Source organism: Rahnella sp. CFA14(1/10) (genome assembly GCF_004195095.1).
Classification (GTDB): Bacteria; Pseudomonadota; Gammaproteobacteria; order Enterobacterales; family Enterobacteriaceae; genus Rahnella; species Rahnella perminowiae.
This window is the reverse complement of record NZ_SEWS01000006.1, coordinates 87,444-104,373: the sequence shown is the minus strand read 5'-3', so window position 1 is coordinate 104,373 and position 16,930 is coordinate 87,444. Positions and strand designations below refer to the sequence as shown.

Genomic DNA, 16,930 nt, shown 5'->3' with positions numbered 1-16,930 from the left:
GGAGCTGATTAAATCAAGAAGCCAGCGACAAATGTTTCTTCTGCTGTTTGTGTGTTTCCAGCCATTCAGCAACGCGTTGTTGCTGGGTTTTATCCAGCCACATGCCCAGTTTGGTGCGACGCCAGATGGCATCATCAAGCTGTGAAACCCACTCTTTTTCCACCAGATAACGCAGTTCTGCTTCGTAGAATCCGTGACCGAAATCTTCGCCCAGCGACGCCAGACTGGTTGCGCCATTCAGCAGCAACTCTGTCTGACTGCCATAGGTGCGCGCATAACGGCGAGCCAGAGGTTCCGGTAACCATTTGAAACGGTTACGTAAATTAGCACTGTAAGTATCACGGTCACCATTGAGTTTCCCGCCAGGCAGTATTGCCGTTTTGGTCCACGCCGGGCCGGCTTTCGGATAGTACTTCACCAGTTTTTCCAGTGCGTGTTCCGCCAGTTTACGGTAGGTGGTCAGCTTGCCGCCAAATACAGAAAGCAGCGGCGCTTTGCCATCCTGATCGTGAACGTCGAGGGTATAATCACGGGTGACAGCCTGCGGTGAATCTGATTCGTCATCGCACAGCGGACGCACGCCGGAGTAGGTCCAGACAATGTCTTCTGTGGTCAGCTGTTTCTTAAAGTGATCGTTGTAAACTTTCAGCAGATAACCGATCTCTTTATCATCAATTTTTACTTCTTTCGGATCGCCGTGATATTCCACGTCGGTTGTCCCGATGATCGAGAATTCATCCATCCACGGGATCACAAACACAATGCGGTGATCTTCGTTTTGCAGAATGTAAGCCTGAGGCTGATTGTGCGCGCGCGGCACCACAATATGGCTACCTTTGATCAGACGGATGCCATAGGGTGATTTCAACTTCAGGCCGTCGTCGAAGAAATGTTTTACCCATGGACCGGTGGCGTTCACCAGACCTTTGGCGCGCCAGGTAAAGGTTTTGCCGGTATCGATCTCTTCGGCTTCCACCATCCACAGTCCGTCTTCACGCCATGCACGGGTCACGCGGGTACGTGTGCGGACTTCGCCGCCACGCGCTTCCACTTCCTGGGCATTGACGACCACTAAACGCGCGTCGTCAACCCAGCAGTCCGAGTATTCAAAACCTTTGGTCAGTTCTGGCTTCAGCACAGAATCACTGCCGAATTTCAGGCTTTTACTGGCCGGCAGGCTGGTGCGTTTGCCCAGATGGTCGTACAGGAACAAACCGGCGCGGATCATCCAGGCCGGGCGCAGATGCGGCTGATGCGGTAAACGGAAACGCATCGGGAAAGCAATATGCGGTGCCATTTTCAACAACACTTCACGTTCGGCCAGCGCTTCGCTGACCAGACGGAATTCGTAATGTTCCAGATAGCGCAGGCCACCGTGGATCAGTTTAGAACTGGCCGAAGAGGTCGCGCAGGCCAAGTCTTGCGCTTCAAGCAGCAGAACAGACAGCCCGCGGCCAGCTGCATCTACTGCGATGCCGGTACCATTAATACCGCCACCAATTACGATCAAGTCTTTGGTTTCCACGTCATCTTCCTCCAGATGTTCGCAATAGCTCTTTTATGTTCGTTTTCGCTCATGATTGTAATCGAGAATCGACATACAAGCCAAGCGTTAACCAAATAAAAACAATTATGCGTGATGGAGGTAACATTTTTGTGGCGGTTTCGAGCAAAATGGTAAAGGGAGGACGAAACCGAACGCTGCTACGCGTGGAATTTTTCGAAATTGTTCGTTTTGGTCTGGCGGATGGGGGGGAAGAAAAGCAGGAGCGCCAGAGCGACGCTCCCTAAATCCAGGAAAATCAGCAGAGTTCGAGATGTACGTCGTACTTATCGATGATTTGCTTCACGCTGTCCGGCGGCTGTTTGTCGGTGAACAGGTAATGGATCAGATCCATTTTGCCGAGGTTAACCATCGCATTGCGACCAAATTTGGAATGGTCGGTTACCAACATAACGCAGCGGGAGTTTTCGATAATGGCACGCTTGGTACGGGCTTCGTGATAGTCGAATTCGAGCAGTGAACCGTCCATATCAATGCCGCTGATGCCGAGAATGCCGTAATCAAGGCGGAACTGTGAGATGAAATCCAGCGTTGCTTCGCCCATGATACCGCCATCGCGGGCACGTACTTCGCCGCCTGCGAGGAATAAACGAAAATCCTCCTTGGCCGTCAGCAGTGTCGCAACGTTCAGATTATTGGTCACGATGCGCAGATTTTTATGGTTAAGCAGTGCGTGTGCCACGGCTTCCGGCGTGGTACCGATATCAATAAACAGCGTTGAGCCATCAGGGATCTGGCTGGCGACGCGTTCGGCGATACGCGCTTTCGCTTCCGACCACATCACTTTACGGTCGTTGTATGCCGCATTCACTGAGCTGGACGGCAAGGCCGCGCCGCCATGGTGACGGTGAATTTTATTCTGTTCAGCCAGATCATTGAGATCACGGCGGATAGTCTGTGGGCTGACTGCAAAATGTTCCACCAGTTCTTCGGTACTGACATAGCCTTGCTGGCGAACTAAATCGATAATGGCATCATGGCGTTGTGTTTGTTTCACCCGAATCCCCTACTTACTTTTTTTGTTGCGCGGAGTGCGCGTATCAACAAATGCCATGACCAGGCCGAGACCCAGACCAAACGCATGGGCGGCATTCGACACGGCCGCGCCGCCGGTTGCATAACCAATGAACATGAAAATCAACGAAATGACCAGTAATCCGCCGGGGACGTACAGACGACTTTCCGGTTTCAGCTGGCCGGTCAGCCAGGCGTAACCCATCAGCGCGTAAACCACACCGGACAAACCACCGAACCACGAACCATTAACCATTGACTGGCCCCAGCCGCTGATCAGGGCTGAAATGAGAGTCACGGTAAACAGTTTGCCGCTGCCCAGATGCATCTCAATCTGGCTGGCGAGATACCACCACCAGGCCAGATTAATCAGCAGGGCAATAAAGGAGAAGTTCATCAGAGCCGGAGTGAACCAGCGCCATAACTGGAAAACGCGTGAACTGTCCGGCCAGGCCAGCCAGTTCATCACCAGTTCGTCGCCGACCATCTGTTGCAGGATAAACACTGCAAGACTCAGCACAATCATGCCAATCGTCAGGGGGCCGGCGCGGCTGCGCAGGGTTTTCAGAAAAGGTGTATGTGACATCCGCAAATTGGGCTGCGCCTTGCCGGTTTTCCAGCTGGCTTCCTGATAGCGCGGATGCAGCGGATCGCGCACAAACAGCGCCACCTGCTTTTCGGCTTCTTCCAGGCGGGATTCATCTTCCAGCCAGAGCTGCACTTCCTGACTTTCATGTTTCATCGTCAGCGTAAAACCCTGCGTTGCCATGTAATCGACAAAAGCCTGAGCGAGGCGGGGGTTGTTCAGATTAAGAATGCGCACCATAGCGTTAAGCGGTTTCCCTAATTGTTTGATTTGTTGCCGTCATTTTAGGGCAATACCTTATCTGCCAGCGTGGGGGATGTCGATTATAACGTCAGAAGGATAAAGGAGGGGAATTTAGGCATGCTGTGCGGTTATCTGCGAATAGAAAATTATAGTGATGTGATGAGGATCGAAGTCTTTTGCAACACCGCCGGATGACGGTGTTGCAAAATCAAGCCCTTAAAGCCCTTCAAGCGCCTGTTGCAGATCAGCAATCAGGTCTTCGGTGTCTTCGATACCGATGCTGATGCGCACCAGCCCGTCGGTGATACCGCTCTGACGGCGGACTTCCGGCGCGACGGCGCTGTGCGTGGTGGATGCCGGATGGCAGGCCAGCGAATCGGTGTCGCCGAGCGAGACCGCCTGCGTGATAATGCTCAGCTTATCAAGGAAAGTCCGTGCGGCGTTCAGCCCGCCTTTCAGCTCAATGGCCATGATGCCGCCAAACAGTTTCATCTGGCGTGAGGCGGTGGCGTGTCCCGGATGCTGTTTCAGCCCCGGATAGAACACGGTGTCTACCGCGCTGTGGCTGTCGAGGAATTCCGCCACCGCCTGTGCGCTCAGCGAACTGGCTTCGACGCGCAGCGGCAGTGTTTTCAGGCCGCGGATCAGCAAACTGGCTTCGAACGGGCTCAGGTTACCGCCAAATTGTTTCAGACTCAGGGTACGGATGGGCGTGATCAACGCCGCCGAACCGGCCACCACACCGCCGGTCGCATCGCCATGACCGCTGATGTATTTGGTCGCGGAATGCAGAACGATATCAATACCCAGCGCCAGCGGACGTGTCAGGTACGGCGTGGCGAAAGTGTTATCCGCCACACTGACCGCACCGGCCGCTTTGGAAAGACGCGCGATTTCTGCCAGATCGGCGATATCCAGCCCCGGATTAGCGGGAGTTTCCACCAGTACCACTTTGGTATTTTTGGTGAATGCGGCTTCCAGTTCATTCACATTCGCAACGTGAACCGGTTTGATACCATATCGCGGCAGCAAATTACGCACTACGCCTTCGGTACCGCCGTACAGCGTGCCGATATGAATGATTTCATCGCCGGGAACCAGCAGGGCAAACAGCGTGGCGCTGATCGCCGCCATGCCACTGGCACAGGCGACGGCGGTTTCTGCGCCTTCGAGCGCTGCCAGTTTTTGTTCGAAAACGGCCACGGTCGGATTGGCGAAACGGCTGTAAATATAGCCCGGCTCTTCACCGCTGAAACGGCGTGCGCCGCTGTCGAAATCCGGGTATGAAAATGCCGATGCGGCGGTAATTGGCGTGGCAATGGCGCCGGTCAGAGCATCGGGCTGCTGTCCACCATGAACGGCGAGCGTACGCAACCCTAAAGAACGTGAAGTGTTCAGATTTTTCATCTTGAAATCCTGTCGATAGTAGGCGGAAATTATATCAACACTGGAGAAAGGTAGCTTTTTCGGCTTAAGAATATTTTCGGCGCAAACCCGATAGCCTGGTTATAAAGACTATAGCTTGCGCCAGGGACAAATAAAGAGAGGATCAGACTTCAATATCTTGCGGGAAAGTTTTTGACCAGGCTTCGAAACCGCCGTCAACGCTGTAGACTGATTCGAAACCCTGAGAGATCAGAAACTGTGCGGCACCCCGGCTGCTGATACCGTGATAGCACATCACCAGCACCGGTGTTTTGGCATCGGTCTGCTGAATAAATTCAGGCAGGCTGTCGTTACTCAGATGCCAGGCACCCGGTGCATGTGCTGCGCCGAAGCTTTGCGGGTCGCGGATATCGACCATCACGGCTTCGCCAGCTGTCAGGCGGTTACGGGCTTGTTCTACGCTGATTGCTTCAAATTGTTCCATTCTGGTCGTGCCTCATAAAAGGTGATGCCCACATTCTACCCAATAATGGCACAACTAAGACCAGACAAAGAGAAGGGATAAAGTTAAACCAGGATCACTTTCACGCCTTTTTGGCGTAACTGTCCGATGATTTCATCGTTCGCTTCTTTGCCGGTGATCAGCACATCAATTTGTTCGGTGCGGCTGAACAACATGCCTGCACGCTGACCGATTTTGCTGCTGTCGACCAGCACCGCCAGATTTCCCACATAATTGAGCATCTTCTGTTCGGCCATTGCGGTAAGCATATCAGTTTTGTACAGGCCGTCGGGGGTCAGCCCGGCACCGCTGGTAAACATCCAGTGCCCCGCATACAGACTGGCGTCGCCGTCCTGAGGTGCCAGCGTAATGGACTGACTTTTATTGTACTGACCCCCCATGATCACCACGCTGTCGTGCTCCTGCTCAATCAGGTAATTAGCCAGCGGCAGATAATTAGTGATGACCTGAATGTCTTTTCCGCACATTTCACGGCCCAGCAGAAATGCCGTCGAACCGCAGTTAATCACCACGCTTTCACCCGGCAGGCACAGTTCGGCTGCTGCTTTAGCGATACGCATTTTCTCGTTGAGATTGTGCGTCTGGTGAATATTCAGCGGTGTCCAGTTCTGACGTGGCTGATTAACGGCTTCCGCGCCGTTGCGCACTTTACGCAACTTCCCCAGTTCATTGAGCTTGGTAATGTCACGACGCGCCGTGGCCGGTGAAATATCAAATTGATCAATCACATCGGCAACGGAAATCTGCCCCTGGCGTTGTAGCAGATCGAGAATGGCATTATGGCGTTGTGGCTCAGTCATGGTGGCTCCGCAGGTAAATAGGTGATTACCGCGTGATTATAAACGAGCAGTAATGGCAATTACATTGTTAATAAAAAGGCGGAGTCTGTTGCCTCCGCCTTTTAGAAAGATGTCTTACAGGAAGGATTTGAACGGTAAATCCGTGTCTGTGCTAAAGCAGTCGTCAAAACCACGCGGGTAATGATATTCGAAATTATCTTTATCATCCGGATAGGTGAATTTGCCGCCTACCTGCCAGATAAAGGGCTTGAAGCCGTATTTCAGACGGTCTTTTTTCATCTCCCACAGCACACGTATTTCCTGGGGATCGGCCTGGAAATTAGACCAGATATCATGATGGAACGGGATCACCACTTTGGTTCTCAGTGATTCCGCCATACGCAGCATATCGACACTGGTCATTTTGTCGGTCACGCCGCGCGGGTTCTCGCCGTACGAGCCGAGTGCCACGTCAATCTGGTACTCATTGCCGTGTTTGGCATAGTAGTTGGAATAGTGCGAGTCGCCGCTGTGATACAGGTTTCCGCCCGGCGTTTTGAACAGATAATTCACTGCACGCTGATCCATCATGTCGGGTAATACGCCCGCAGCTTTCTGGCCGGCGGGCAGGGTGATCAGCACCGTGCGGTCAAAAGAATCCAGCGCGTGGATTTCCACATCTTTGATTCTCACCACTTTGCCCGGCGTCATCACGATGCACCGGTTTGCCGGTACGCCCCAGCTCATCCACAAGTCCACGCAGGTTTGCGGGCCGATAAAGGGCACGTCGGCAGAACAATTTTGCATGACGGCAGCGGCGACGTTCACATCAATATGATCATTGTGATCGTGAGTGGATAACACTGCGTCGATCTCCCTGATCGCAAAGGGATCGAGCACAAACGGCGTGGTGCGCAGATTCGGCTGTAGCTTCTTCACACCGGCCATGCGCTGCATCTGGTGGCCGGTTTTCATCAGCGGGCTGCTGTGATTTTGCTTGCCGACGCCGCACCAGAAATCGACACAAATATTCGCACCGCCCTCTGATTTCAGCCAGACCCCCGTGCAGCCCAGCCACCACATGGCAAACGTGCCCGGTGCGACCTTTTCCTGCTCGATTTCTTCGTTTAACCAGGTGCCCCATTCCGGAAAGGTACTGAGGATCCAGGACTCACGGCTGATCGTTTCTACTTTGCTCATAATATTTCCTCATTTGAATTTGCTTTGAAAATCGAATCACAATAAATCATTTAATGATTAAATGTGATTTATTTGTGCGAAAGTTATCATTGAAAATTCATTGTGACAATGATTTTAAAGCGGGTTTTTCCATGGCAAGAAATGCCTGCCAGCAGGGGGAGTGACCGGATCTAGGGTATGATGAGATGTTTTTTATAGAGTTATATAACTGAAATATCGAATAAATATAAAGTTTCGGATGCATAAATAAATTCATGCTCATGACGATATCTTGCGAGACTGCTCACAAATAATCATTGTGAATCTTTATCTGATTCGATGTGAGCATTAGAGTGCGTCTGTCCCTCACTTTTTAGCGCGAAGTTTGATGTGTGAGCGCGTTGAAGAGATCAAACAAGGTCAGACGGAGAGTCTTATGGAATTCCTCTACACCATCTTCACCGTATTTTTTAATCAGGTAATGACCAACGCGCCGCTGCTGTTGGGTATTGTGACCATGCTCGGTTACATCCTGCTCAGAAAGAGCGCCACGGTGATCATCAAGGGCACGATCAAGACCATCATCGGCTTCATGTTGCTACAGGCAGGTTCCGGCATTCTGACCGGGACGTTCAAACCGGTGGTGGCGAAACTTTCGGAAGTGTATGGCATTAATGGTGCCATTTCAGACACCTACGCTTCAATGATGGCAACAGTCGAACGCATGGGTGAGGCTTACAGCTGGGTCGGATATGCGGTGCTGATCGCCCTTGCACTGAATATCCTGATGGTGATATTCCGCCGTATCACCGGCATCCGCACCATCATGCTCACCGGGCACATCATGTTCCAGCAGGCGGGGCTGATTGCGGTGTTCTTCTTCATCATGGGCTATCCGATGTGGACGACCATCTGGTCAACGGCCATTCTGGTGTCGCTCTACTGGGGCATCACCTCAAACATGATGTACAAACCGACGCAGGCGGTGACTGAAAACAGCGGTTTCTCGATAGGTCATCAGCAGCAATTTGCGTCGTGGATAGCCTATAAAATCGCGCCATATCTCGGTAAAAAAGAAGACAGCGTGGAAGACCTCAAATTGCCCGGCTGGCTGAATATCTTCCATGACAATATCGTCTCCACCGCCATCGTGATGACGGTGTTCTTTGGCATCATCCTGTGTTCCTTCGGCCTCGACACCCTGCAGCAAATGGCCGGAAAAACTCACTGGACCATCTACATTCTGCAAACCGGTCTGATGTTTGCGGTGGCGATTTTCATCATCATTCAGGGCGTGCGGATGTTCGTCGCTGAACTGACCGAAGCCTTTAACGGCATCTCTCAACGCTTAATTCCCGGTGCCGTTCTGGCCATCGACTGTGCGGCCATCTACAGCTTTGCACCGAACGCCGTGGTCTGGGGCTTTATGTGGGGCACTATCGGCCAGCTGATTGCCGTCGGCATTCTGTTCGGCATGGGCTCTTCGATCATGATTATTCCCGGCTTTATCCCGATGTTCTTCTCCAACGCCACAATCGGCGTGTTTGCCAACCACTTCGGCGGCTGGCGCGCAGCGCTGAAAATCTGTCTGGTGATGGGAATGATCGAAATTTTCGGCTGTGTATGGGCCATTAAACTCACCGGCCTGAGTGCCTGGATGGGCATGGCCGACTGGTCGATTCTGGCACCGCCAATGATGCAGGGCTTCTTCAGTATCGGCATTGCTTTTATGGGCATTATCGTGGTGATCGCACTGCTGTATATGTTTTTTGCCGGTCGCGCACTGCGCGCTGAAGAAGACGCGGAAAAACAAACCCTTAATCAATCCCCTTCTCACTAATGACTTCTCACAAACCAATGAGGTTCTCATGACAGTACGAATTCTGGCGGTATGCGGTTGCGGGCAAGGCAGTTCGATGATCATGAAGATGAAAATCGGTCAGTTCCTGACACAGGAGGGTGTGGACCACACCATGAACAGTTGCGCAGTGGGTGAATACAAATCAGAGCTGGGCAGTGCGGACATTATCGTCGCGTCTACCCACGTGGCGGATGAAATTACTGTCAGCGGCAATAAATATGTGGTCGGTGTCCGCAATATGCTGTCGGCGGCGGACTTCGGCCCGAAAGTGATGGCCGTCATCAACGCTCATTTTTCTGCTGATCTGAGAAAATAAGGAACATGCCATGAAACTGAGAGATTCACTGGCTGAAAATAACTCGATTTGCCTGAATGCTGAGGCAGAAACCTGGCAGGACGCGGTGAAAATTGGCGTCGATATGCTGGTCGTCGCGGGTGTGGTTGAGCCGCGTTATTACCAGGCGATTCTGGATGGTGTCGGACGTTTCGGACCGTATTTCGTGATCGCGCCCGGGCTTGCCATGCCACATGGTCGCCCGGAAGAAGGTGTGATTAAAACTGGCTTTGCGCTGGTGACACTGAAAAAACCGCTGGTGTTCAACCACGAAGATAACGATCCGGTGGACATTCTTATTACGCTGGCGGCGGTGGATGCCAACGCACATCAGGAGATTGGCATCATGCAGGTGGTAAACCTTTTTGATGATGAAGCCAATTTTGACCGCCTGCGCGCCTGTACCACCGCGCAACAGGTACTGGATTTGATCGACCTGACCTCCGCCACGGCGGTTCACTAATTCATTAGCAGAGAAGGAATTCATTATGTCTCATTCATTACCTATGTTGCAGGTGGCGCTGGATAACCAGTCAATGGACGACGCTTACAAGACCACGCGTCTGATCGCCGGTGAAGTCGACATCATCGAAGTCGGTACTATTTTGTGCGTCGCCGAAGGTGTGCGTGCGGTACGCGACCTTAAGGCTTTGTATCCGGAAAAAATTGTGCTGGCCGATGCCAAAATCGCGGATGCAGGAAAAATTCTCTCGCGGATGTGCTTCGAAGCTAATGCTGACTGGGTGACGGTCATTTGTTGTGCTGACATCAACACCACCAAAGGTGCGCTGGAAGTGGCGAAAGAATTCAACGGCGACGTGCAGATTGAACTGACCGGTTACTGGACGTGGGAGCAGGCGCAGGAATGGCGTGACGCAGGCATTCAGCAGGTGGTTTATCACCGCAGCCGCGACGCGCAGGCCGCCGGTGTGGCCTGGAGCGATGCTGATATCACGGCGATTAAACATCTTTCTGCCATGGGTTTCAAAGTGACCATTACCGGAGGACTGGCACTGGAAGATTTGCCGCTGTTTAAAGACATTCCTGTGCACGTCTTTATCGCCGGTCGCAGCATCCGCGACGCCAAAGATCCGGTTGATGCAGCACGTCAGTTTAAAAAATCCATTCGCCAGCTCTGGGGCTAAGGAACACCGCATGATGCATAAAGCCGTTCCGCTCGGTATCTATGAAAAAGCCTTGCCTGCGGGCGAAGACTGGCTGATGCGCCTGACACTGGCGAAAGAACTGGGCTTCGATTTCGTTGAAATGTCGGTGGATGAAACCGACAACCGGCTGGCACGGCTTGACTGGTCACGCGGGCAACGTTTGCGGGTGGTGGAGGCAATATCGCATACCGGCATCCGCATTCCGTCGATGTGCCTGAGCGCACACCGACGCTTTCCGCTTGGTGCCGAAGACGATGAAACCCGCAATCAGGGCCTGGAAATCATGCGCAAGGCTATCGTGCTGGCGCAGGATTTAGGCATCCGCGTGATCCAGCTTGCCGGTTATGACGTGTATTACCAGCAGGCTAATGAAAATACCCGTGAACGTTTTCGTGATGGCTTACAGACATCGGTTGAAATGGCCAGCCGTGCGCAGGTCACGCTGGCGATGGAAATCATGGATTATCCGCTGATGAATTCGATCAGCAAAGCGCTCGGCTACACACATTATCTGAACAATCCGTGGTTTCAGCTTTACCCTGATATCGGCAACTTGTCGGCATGGGATAACGACGTGCAGATGGAACTGGCAAGTGGCGCGGGGCATATCGTTGCCGTACATATTAAAGACACGCAGCCCGGCATATTTAAAAACGTACCCTTCGGCAGCGGTGTGGTGGAGTTCGAACGCTGCTTTGCGACGTTGCAAAAAAGCGGTTATCGCGGGCCGTATCTTATCGAAATGTGGAGTGAAACCGCTGCCGATCCGATACAGGAAGTGCGCAACGCCCGCGCCTGGGTGATCGATAAAATGCAAAAAGCCGGGCTGAACATGGAGGACACCTTATGACGGATGCCCTGAAACAACGCGTGTTTGAAGCCAATATGGCGCTACCGGCTTTTGGCCTCGTAACATTTACCTGGGGCAACGTCAGCGGTATCGACCGCGAACGCGGCCTGGTTGCCATTAAACCGAGCGGTGTGGAATATGAGAAAATGCAGGCCCGTGACATGGTGGTGCTGAACCTGCAAGGTGGCATCGTGGAAGGGCATTACAAACCGTCTTCAGATACCGCAACGCATCTTGAGCTGTACGCCCGTTTTCCGCAGCTGGGCGGTATTGTGCATACCCATTCGACCTATGCGACGTCATGGGCGCAGGCCGGGATCGCCATCCCGCCGCTCGGCACCACGCACGCGGATTATTTTGCCGGTGCCGTTCCGTGCACACGACCATTGTCGCGTCAGGAGGTCGGCGGAGAGTACGAACTGGAAACCGGTAAGGTGATCGCCGCGTCGCTGACCGGCACCGATCCGCTGCATATGCCGGGCATCCTGGTTGCCCAGCATGGTCCGTTCTGCTGGGGCACTACGCCGGAGCAGGCGGTACATAACGCTGTGGTGCTGGAAGAAGTGGCTAAAATGGCGTGGATCACCGGTACAATCCGGCGCGACCTATTGCCGATGGATGATTATTTATTGCACAAGCACTTCAGCCGTAAACACGGGCCGGATGCGTATTACGGGCAGAAATAATAGCTATTGAGAGGCCATTAAAACTCCACTTCAACTCCCGCTTTGCAGGGGAGGCAGGGATGGGGTATTAATGGTATCTCCGTCACCCCTTCGACATGATTTCATGCATTTTTTCCCTCTCCCGCAGTGAGCATTTTTCCAGCATAGGGTTTATACATAGATATTGGGATCACGCTTTTTACTGCAATCAGGCTTTTTCTCACGGAAGTATTCCGTCCCCTCAGACAGAAAAGAGACTGCCCTATGTCGAAGATCACGTTCAAGCAAGATGTTTTTTTGTCAGCACTCACCCGCCAGTGGCAAGCGTTCGGACTTACTTCAGCTTCTGATATGACCCGTCACCAGTGGTGGCATGCCGTCAGTGCCGCCGTTGCTGAGCAACTTCCCCCGCAAAGCGAGCCGGTCAGCAGTAAGAATAAAAAAATCACCCGCCACGTTAACTATATTTCGATGGAATTTCTGGTCGGCCGTCTGACCGGCAATAACCTGATTAATCTCGGCTGGTATGAAAAAATTGCCACTGTGCTGGAATCTTTTGATATCAACCTGACCGATCTGCTGGAAGAAGAAATCGACCCGGCACTGGGTAATGGCGGGCTGGGGCGGCTGGCGGCCTGTTATCTCGATGCGATGGCATCGGTCGGGCAACCTGGTATCGGTTACGGCCTGAATTATCAGTACGGTTTATTCCGCCAGCGTTTTGTCGATGGTAAACAGAAAGAATCACCGGACGACTGGCATCGCAGCGAATATCCGTGGTTCCGCCATAATAGCTCGCTGGCGGTAAATGTCGGTATTGGCGGTAAAATTGTAAAGAATGAGCAGGGCGTTTCACGCTGGGAACCGGAATTTATCCTGCGCGGTGAAGCCTGGGATTTGCCGGTGATGGGTTATCGCAACGGCATCACGCAACCGTTGCGCTTGTGGGAAGCCACGCACCCTCATCCGTTTGATCTCGAAAAGTTTAATGACGGCGAGTTTCTGAAAGCCGAACAACAGGGTATCGATGCCGCCAAACTCACCAAAGTCCTGTATCCGAACGACAACCATCAGGCCGGTAAACGTCTGCGACTGATGCAGCAGTATTTCCAGTGTGCCTGCTCGGTGGCCGATATCCTGCGGCGTCACCATTTCCTGGGTCGTAAAATCAGCGAGCTGCCAGATTATGAAGTTATCCAGCTCAACGATACACATCCGACTATCGCCATTCCTGAAATGCTGCGCGTACTGATCGATGAACATCAGCTGAGCTGGAATGACGCGTGGCGCATCACCAGCCGTACCTTCGCATATACCAACCATACGCTGATGCCGGAAGCGCTGGAAACCTGGGACGAGCGTCTGGTGCGCAGTCTGCTGCCGCGTCATTTTCAGATTATCAAACAGATTAATGCTGACTTTAAGAAACGGGTCAGCAAACAATGGCCCGGCGACGAGGCGGTCTGGGCGAAGCTTGCTGTCCATCATGACAAACAGGTGCGTATGGCGAATCTGTGCGTGGTTGCCGGATTTGCCGTAAACGGTGTTGCGGCGCTGCATTCAGATCTGGTGGTTAAAGATCTGTTCCCGGAATATTACCAGTTGTGGCCGGAAAAGTTCCATAACGTGACCAACGGCATCACGCCACGCCGCTGGCTGAAACAGTGTAATCCGGCGCTGTCGGCGCTGATTGATGAACGGCTGAAAACCGACAGTTGGGTCAACAATCTTGACCTGCTGAAAGGTCTGGAAGACGGCGTCAAAGACAAAAAATTCTGCAAACAGTACCGCAAAATTAAGCACGATAACAAAGTGCGGCTGGCGGAATATGTCTGGCAGCGCATGGGCATCAGGCTTAATCCCGAGGCGATTTTCGATGTGCAGATTAAACGTCTGCACGAATACAAACGTCAGCATCTCAATCTGTTGCACATTCTTTCGCTGTATCGCCAGTTACGCGATAACCCTAAGCTGGATATCGTGCCGCGCGTTTTTCTGTTTGGTGCGAAGGCTGCGCCCGGATATTACCTCGCAAAAAACATTATCTATGCGATCAATCAGGTGGCTGAGAAGATCAACAATGATCCGATCGTCGCCGATCGTCTTAAAGTGGTGTTCATTCCCGATTATTGTGTCTCAGTGGCAGAACTGATGATCCCGGCGGCGGATGTGTCGGAACAGATTTCAACTGCCGGTAAGGAAGCCTCCGGCACCGGCAACATGAAACTGGCGCTGAATGGTGCGCTGACTATCGGTACGCTCGACGGCGCAAACGTCGAGATTGCCGAACAGGTCGGTGAGGACAATATTTTTATCTTTGGTCTGACGGTCGATGAAGTGAAAGCGCAGCTGAAAAAAGGCTATAAGCCGAAAGCGTGGGTCAAAAAGGACAAACATCTCAAATCGATTCTCGATGAGCTTGCCAGCGGCTTTTATGCCAATGGTGACAAAAAAGCCTTCGATCTGATGCTGAACAGTCTGCTCGATGGCGGTGATCCGTATCTGGTGCTGGCGGATTTTGCCGCGTATTGCGAGGCACAAAAAGAAGTGGATACGCTTTACCGTAATGCCGATGAATGGACACGCCGTACGTTGCTCAACACGGCCCGCGTAGGTATGTTCAGCGCCGACCGCTCCGTCCGCGATTACCAGCAACGCATCTGGCAGGCTAAAAGATAGGAGCCGATATGGAGAATAAGCAACTTGCTGAGGCCGCGCGCCGGGCAGGCATTGTAGACAGTTTCATTAATATGACGGATGACGTGGAAATAGTGTCCGATGACACGCGTGTCGCCTTGCTGGCCGCTATGGGGCGTGATCCGGCTTATGTGCCGGAGGTTACACCTGTGCCGCCCGTTAAAGTATTTACGCAAGGCAAAAAAGTGCTGGTGACACCGGAAGTCAGTGGTGTATTTAGCTGGCAACTGACGCAGGAAAATGGCAGCCAGACACAGGGTGAGATCGCCGCAGGCAAGGCGCTGGATCTCGGTGTGTTGCTGCCTGCCGGCTATCACCTGCTGACGTTATCGCAAAACGGCAACGTCTGGCCCTGCCGGATAATCGTTGTGCCGCCGCGCTGTTATGAGCCTGAAGCATTGCTGGCAGGAAAAAAACTGTGGGGCGCGACCGTTCAGCTTTACACGTTGCGCTCGGAGAATAACTGGGGCGTCGGCGATTTTGGTGACCTGAAAAAAATGGTCGAAGAAGTCGGCCAGCGCGGCGGGGCATTCGTCGGACTGAATCCGATACACGCGCTCTACCCGGCGAATCCACAAAGTGCCAGCCCGTACAGTCCCTCGTCCCGCCGCTGGCTGAATCTGACCTATATCGATGTCAGTGCCGTGGAGGAATTTACCAGCAGCAGCGAGGCACAAACCTGGTGGCATTCTATTGAGACGCGTGATGCGTTATTGCAGGTGCGCAGCGCCGGGTTTGTTGATTATCCGCGGGTGATGGAACTGAAACTGGCGGCGCTGAAACTGGCATGGCGGCTGTTTTGCGGGCTGCCGGAAAACAGTACGCGTAAGCAGGATTTCCGTCAGTTCGTGGCGCAAGGCGGTGACAGTCTGCGGCAACAAGCACTGTTCGATGCATTGCATGTGCATCTGCGGGATCAGGGGCTGGGCGAGTGGGGATGGCCGGTGTGGCCGGATGCCTATCGCGATGCGAAAAGTGCAGACGTACATGAATTCAGTGAGCGTTACGCCGGTGAAATTGCGTTTTATCAGTGGCAGCAATGGCTGGCGCATACGCAGCTGTCTGAATGTTATCAGCGCAGCGTGGAGCTGGGGATGCCCGTTGGTTTATACCGCGATCTGGCGGTGGGCGTGGCGCAAGGCGGTGCGGAAACCTGGTCCGATCCGGCGCTGTATTGTCTGAATGCCACGGTCGGCGCGCCGCCCGATATTCTCGGACCTCAGGGGCAAAACTGGGGGCTTCCACCCATTGATCCACACGAAATGAAAGCCCGTGCCTATCAGCCGTTTATTGATTTGCTACGGGCAAATATGGCGGAATGCGGCGCATTGCGTATCGATCATGTGATGGGGTTGCTGCGTTTGTGGTGGATACCTGCTGACCAGGACGCGGGCAGCGGTGCCTATGTCCGTTACCCGCTGGAGGATTTACTCGGCGTACTGGCTTTGGAAAGCCAGCGGCATCGGTGCATGGTGATTGGTGAAGATCTGGGCACCGTGCCGAAAGAAATCCTCGCCAGTCTGCGTGACAGCGGCGTGTATTCCTACAAGGTGTTGTATTTCGAACACGATAAAAACTTCCGGTACCACCCGCCGGAAGACTATGTTTCGCAAGCGATGGCGACCGTGACCACGCATGACTTACCCACGTTGCGGGGCTACTGGGAAGGCGGTGATTTAACACTGGGCGCATCTCTGGGGATATACCCGGATCCGCACGTGCTGGAAAAACTGCGCGGGGAGCGCGAACGTAGCAAGCAGGGGCTTCTTAATGCGCTGCATCTGAAACAATGTGTACCGAAATCGACCAGCCGCAGTGCTGAAAATATGCCAATGACACCGCTGCTCAACCGGGGTTTACAACGTTATCTGGCGGGCAGTGCCAGCGCATTACTGGGCCTGCAACCGGAAGACTGGCTGGACATGTCCACACCAGTGAACGTGCCGGGCACCAATACCGAATACCCCAACTGGCGACGCAAGTTGTCGCGGACGCTGGAGGAGATGTTTGGCGATGAGCATATTGATGCGCTGCTGGCCGATTTGAGCAAACGGCGAAAGGGGTAATCCAGGAGGCAGAAAAG

At 53.1% G+C, this 16,930-nt stretch carries 15 protein-coding genes; 8 read left to right on the top strand and 7 right to left on the bottom strand.

The window, feature by feature from the left end:
- Positions 1–13: 13 nt before the first annotated feature.
- From glpD to ulaG, 7 genes are all read right to left on the bottom strand, one after another.
- Positions 14–1,525 (bottom strand): glycerol-3-phosphate dehydrogenase, encoded by a 1,512-nt coding sequence (gene glpD / locus EVX52_RS13455; protein WP_129953838.1) that lies wholly within the window; start codon positions 1,523–1,525, stop codon positions 14–16.
- A 277-nt stretch (positions 1,526–1,802) separates the two neighbouring features.
- A complete protein-coding gene (locus tag EVX52_RS13450; protein WP_013573556.1) occupies positions 1,803–2,561 on the bottom strand; it encodes a DeoR/GlpR family transcriptional regulator in 759 nt (252 codons plus the stop codon).
- A 9-nt stretch (positions 2,562–2,570) separates the two neighbouring features.
- On the bottom strand, positions 2,571–3,404 hold the full coding sequence (glpG, locus tag EVX52_RS13445) for a rhomboid family intramembrane serine protease GlpG (protein ID WP_129953837.1): 834 nt from the start codon (positions 3,402–3,404) through the stop codon (positions 2,571–2,573).
- 219 nt (positions 3,405–3,623) lie between these two features.
- Complete coding sequence (locus EVX52_RS13440) at positions 3,624–4,814, bottom strand: PLP-dependent aspartate aminotransferase family protein (RefSeq protein WP_129953836.1); 1,191 nt, start codon at positions 4,812–4,814, stop codon at positions 3,624–3,626.
- 142 nt (positions 4,815–4,956) lie between these two features.
- The gene (gene glpE / locus EVX52_RS13435) at positions 4,957–5,277 is read right to left on the bottom strand and encodes a thiosulfate sulfurtransferase GlpE (RefSeq protein WP_129953835.1); all 321 of its coding nucleotides are present in this window, start codon (positions 5,275–5,277) and stop codon (positions 4,957–4,959) included.
- Between the two features lie 83 nt (positions 5,278–5,360).
- A complete protein-coding gene (ulaR, locus tag EVX52_RS13430) occupies positions 5,361–6,116 on the bottom strand; it encodes an HTH-type transcriptional regulator UlaR (protein WP_129953834.1) in 756 nt (251 codons plus the stop codon).
- Between the two features lie 114 nt (positions 6,117–6,230).
- The gene (gene ulaG, locus EVX52_RS13425; protein ID WP_129991475.1) at positions 6,231–7,295 is read right to left on the bottom strand and encodes an L-ascorbate 6-phosphate lactonase; all 1,065 of its coding nucleotides are present in this window, start codon (positions 7,293–7,295) and stop codon (positions 6,231–6,233) included.
- Positions 7,296–7,710: 415 nt separating this feature from the next.
- On the opposite strand from ulaG, the gene ulaA reads away from it, so the two are divergent.
- From ulaA to malQ, 8 genes are all read left to right on the top strand, one after another.
- Positions 7,711–9,114 carry a PTS ascorbate transporter subunit IIC gene (gene ulaA, locus EVX52_RS13420; protein ID WP_129991474.1) on the top strand — a complete coding sequence of 468 codons (1,404 nt, stop codon included), beginning with the start codon at positions 7,711–7,713 and terminating at the stop codon, positions 9,112–9,114.
- A 28-nt stretch (positions 9,115–9,142) separates the two neighbouring features.
- Positions 9,143–9,451 carry a PTS ascorbate transporter subunit IIB gene (gene ulaB, locus EVX52_RS13415; protein WP_129953831.1) on the top strand — a complete coding sequence of 103 codons (309 nt, stop codon included), beginning with the start codon at positions 9,143–9,145 and terminating at the stop codon, positions 9,449–9,451.
- 10 nt (positions 9,452–9,461) lie between these two features.
- Positions 9,462–9,932 (top strand): PTS ascorbate transporter subunit IIA, encoded by a 471-nt coding sequence (ulaC, locus tag EVX52_RS13410; RefSeq protein WP_129953830.1) that lies wholly within the window; start codon positions 9,462–9,464, stop codon positions 9,930–9,932.
- Between the two features lie 25 nt (positions 9,933–9,957).
- Positions 9,958–10,614 (top strand): 3-keto-L-gulonate-6-phosphate decarboxylase UlaD, encoded by a 657-nt coding sequence (locus EVX52_RS13405; protein ID WP_129953829.1) that lies wholly within the window; start codon positions 9,958–9,960, stop codon positions 10,612–10,614.
- A 10-nt stretch (positions 10,615–10,624) separates the two neighbouring features.
- Positions 10,625–11,485: an L-ribulose-5-phosphate 3-epimerase gene (locus tag EVX52_RS13400; RefSeq protein ID WP_129953828.1), complete on the top strand. Its 861-nt coding sequence runs from the start codon at positions 10,625–10,627 to the stop codon at positions 11,483–11,485.
- Positions 11,482–12,171 (top strand): L-ribulose-5-phosphate 4-epimerase, encoded by a 690-nt coding sequence (locus EVX52_RS13395; protein ID WP_129991473.1) that lies wholly within the window; start codon positions 11,482–11,484, stop codon positions 12,169–12,171. The genes EVX52_RS13400 and EVX52_RS13395 overlap by 4 nt, the downstream gene beginning before the upstream one ends.
- Before the next feature lie 243 nt (positions 12,172–12,414).
- On the top strand, positions 12,415–14,829 hold the full coding sequence (gene malP, locus EVX52_RS13390) for a maltodextrin phosphorylase (RefSeq protein ID WP_129991472.1): 2,415 nt from the start codon (positions 12,415–12,417) through the stop codon (positions 14,827–14,829).
- 8 nt (positions 14,830–14,837) lie between these two features.
- Entirely contained in the window at positions 14,838–16,913 is a 2,076-nt protein-coding gene (gene malQ, locus EVX52_RS13385) for a 4-alpha-glucanotransferase (RefSeq protein ID WP_129991471.1), read from the top strand.
- Positions 16,914–16,930: the final 17 nt, after the last annotated feature.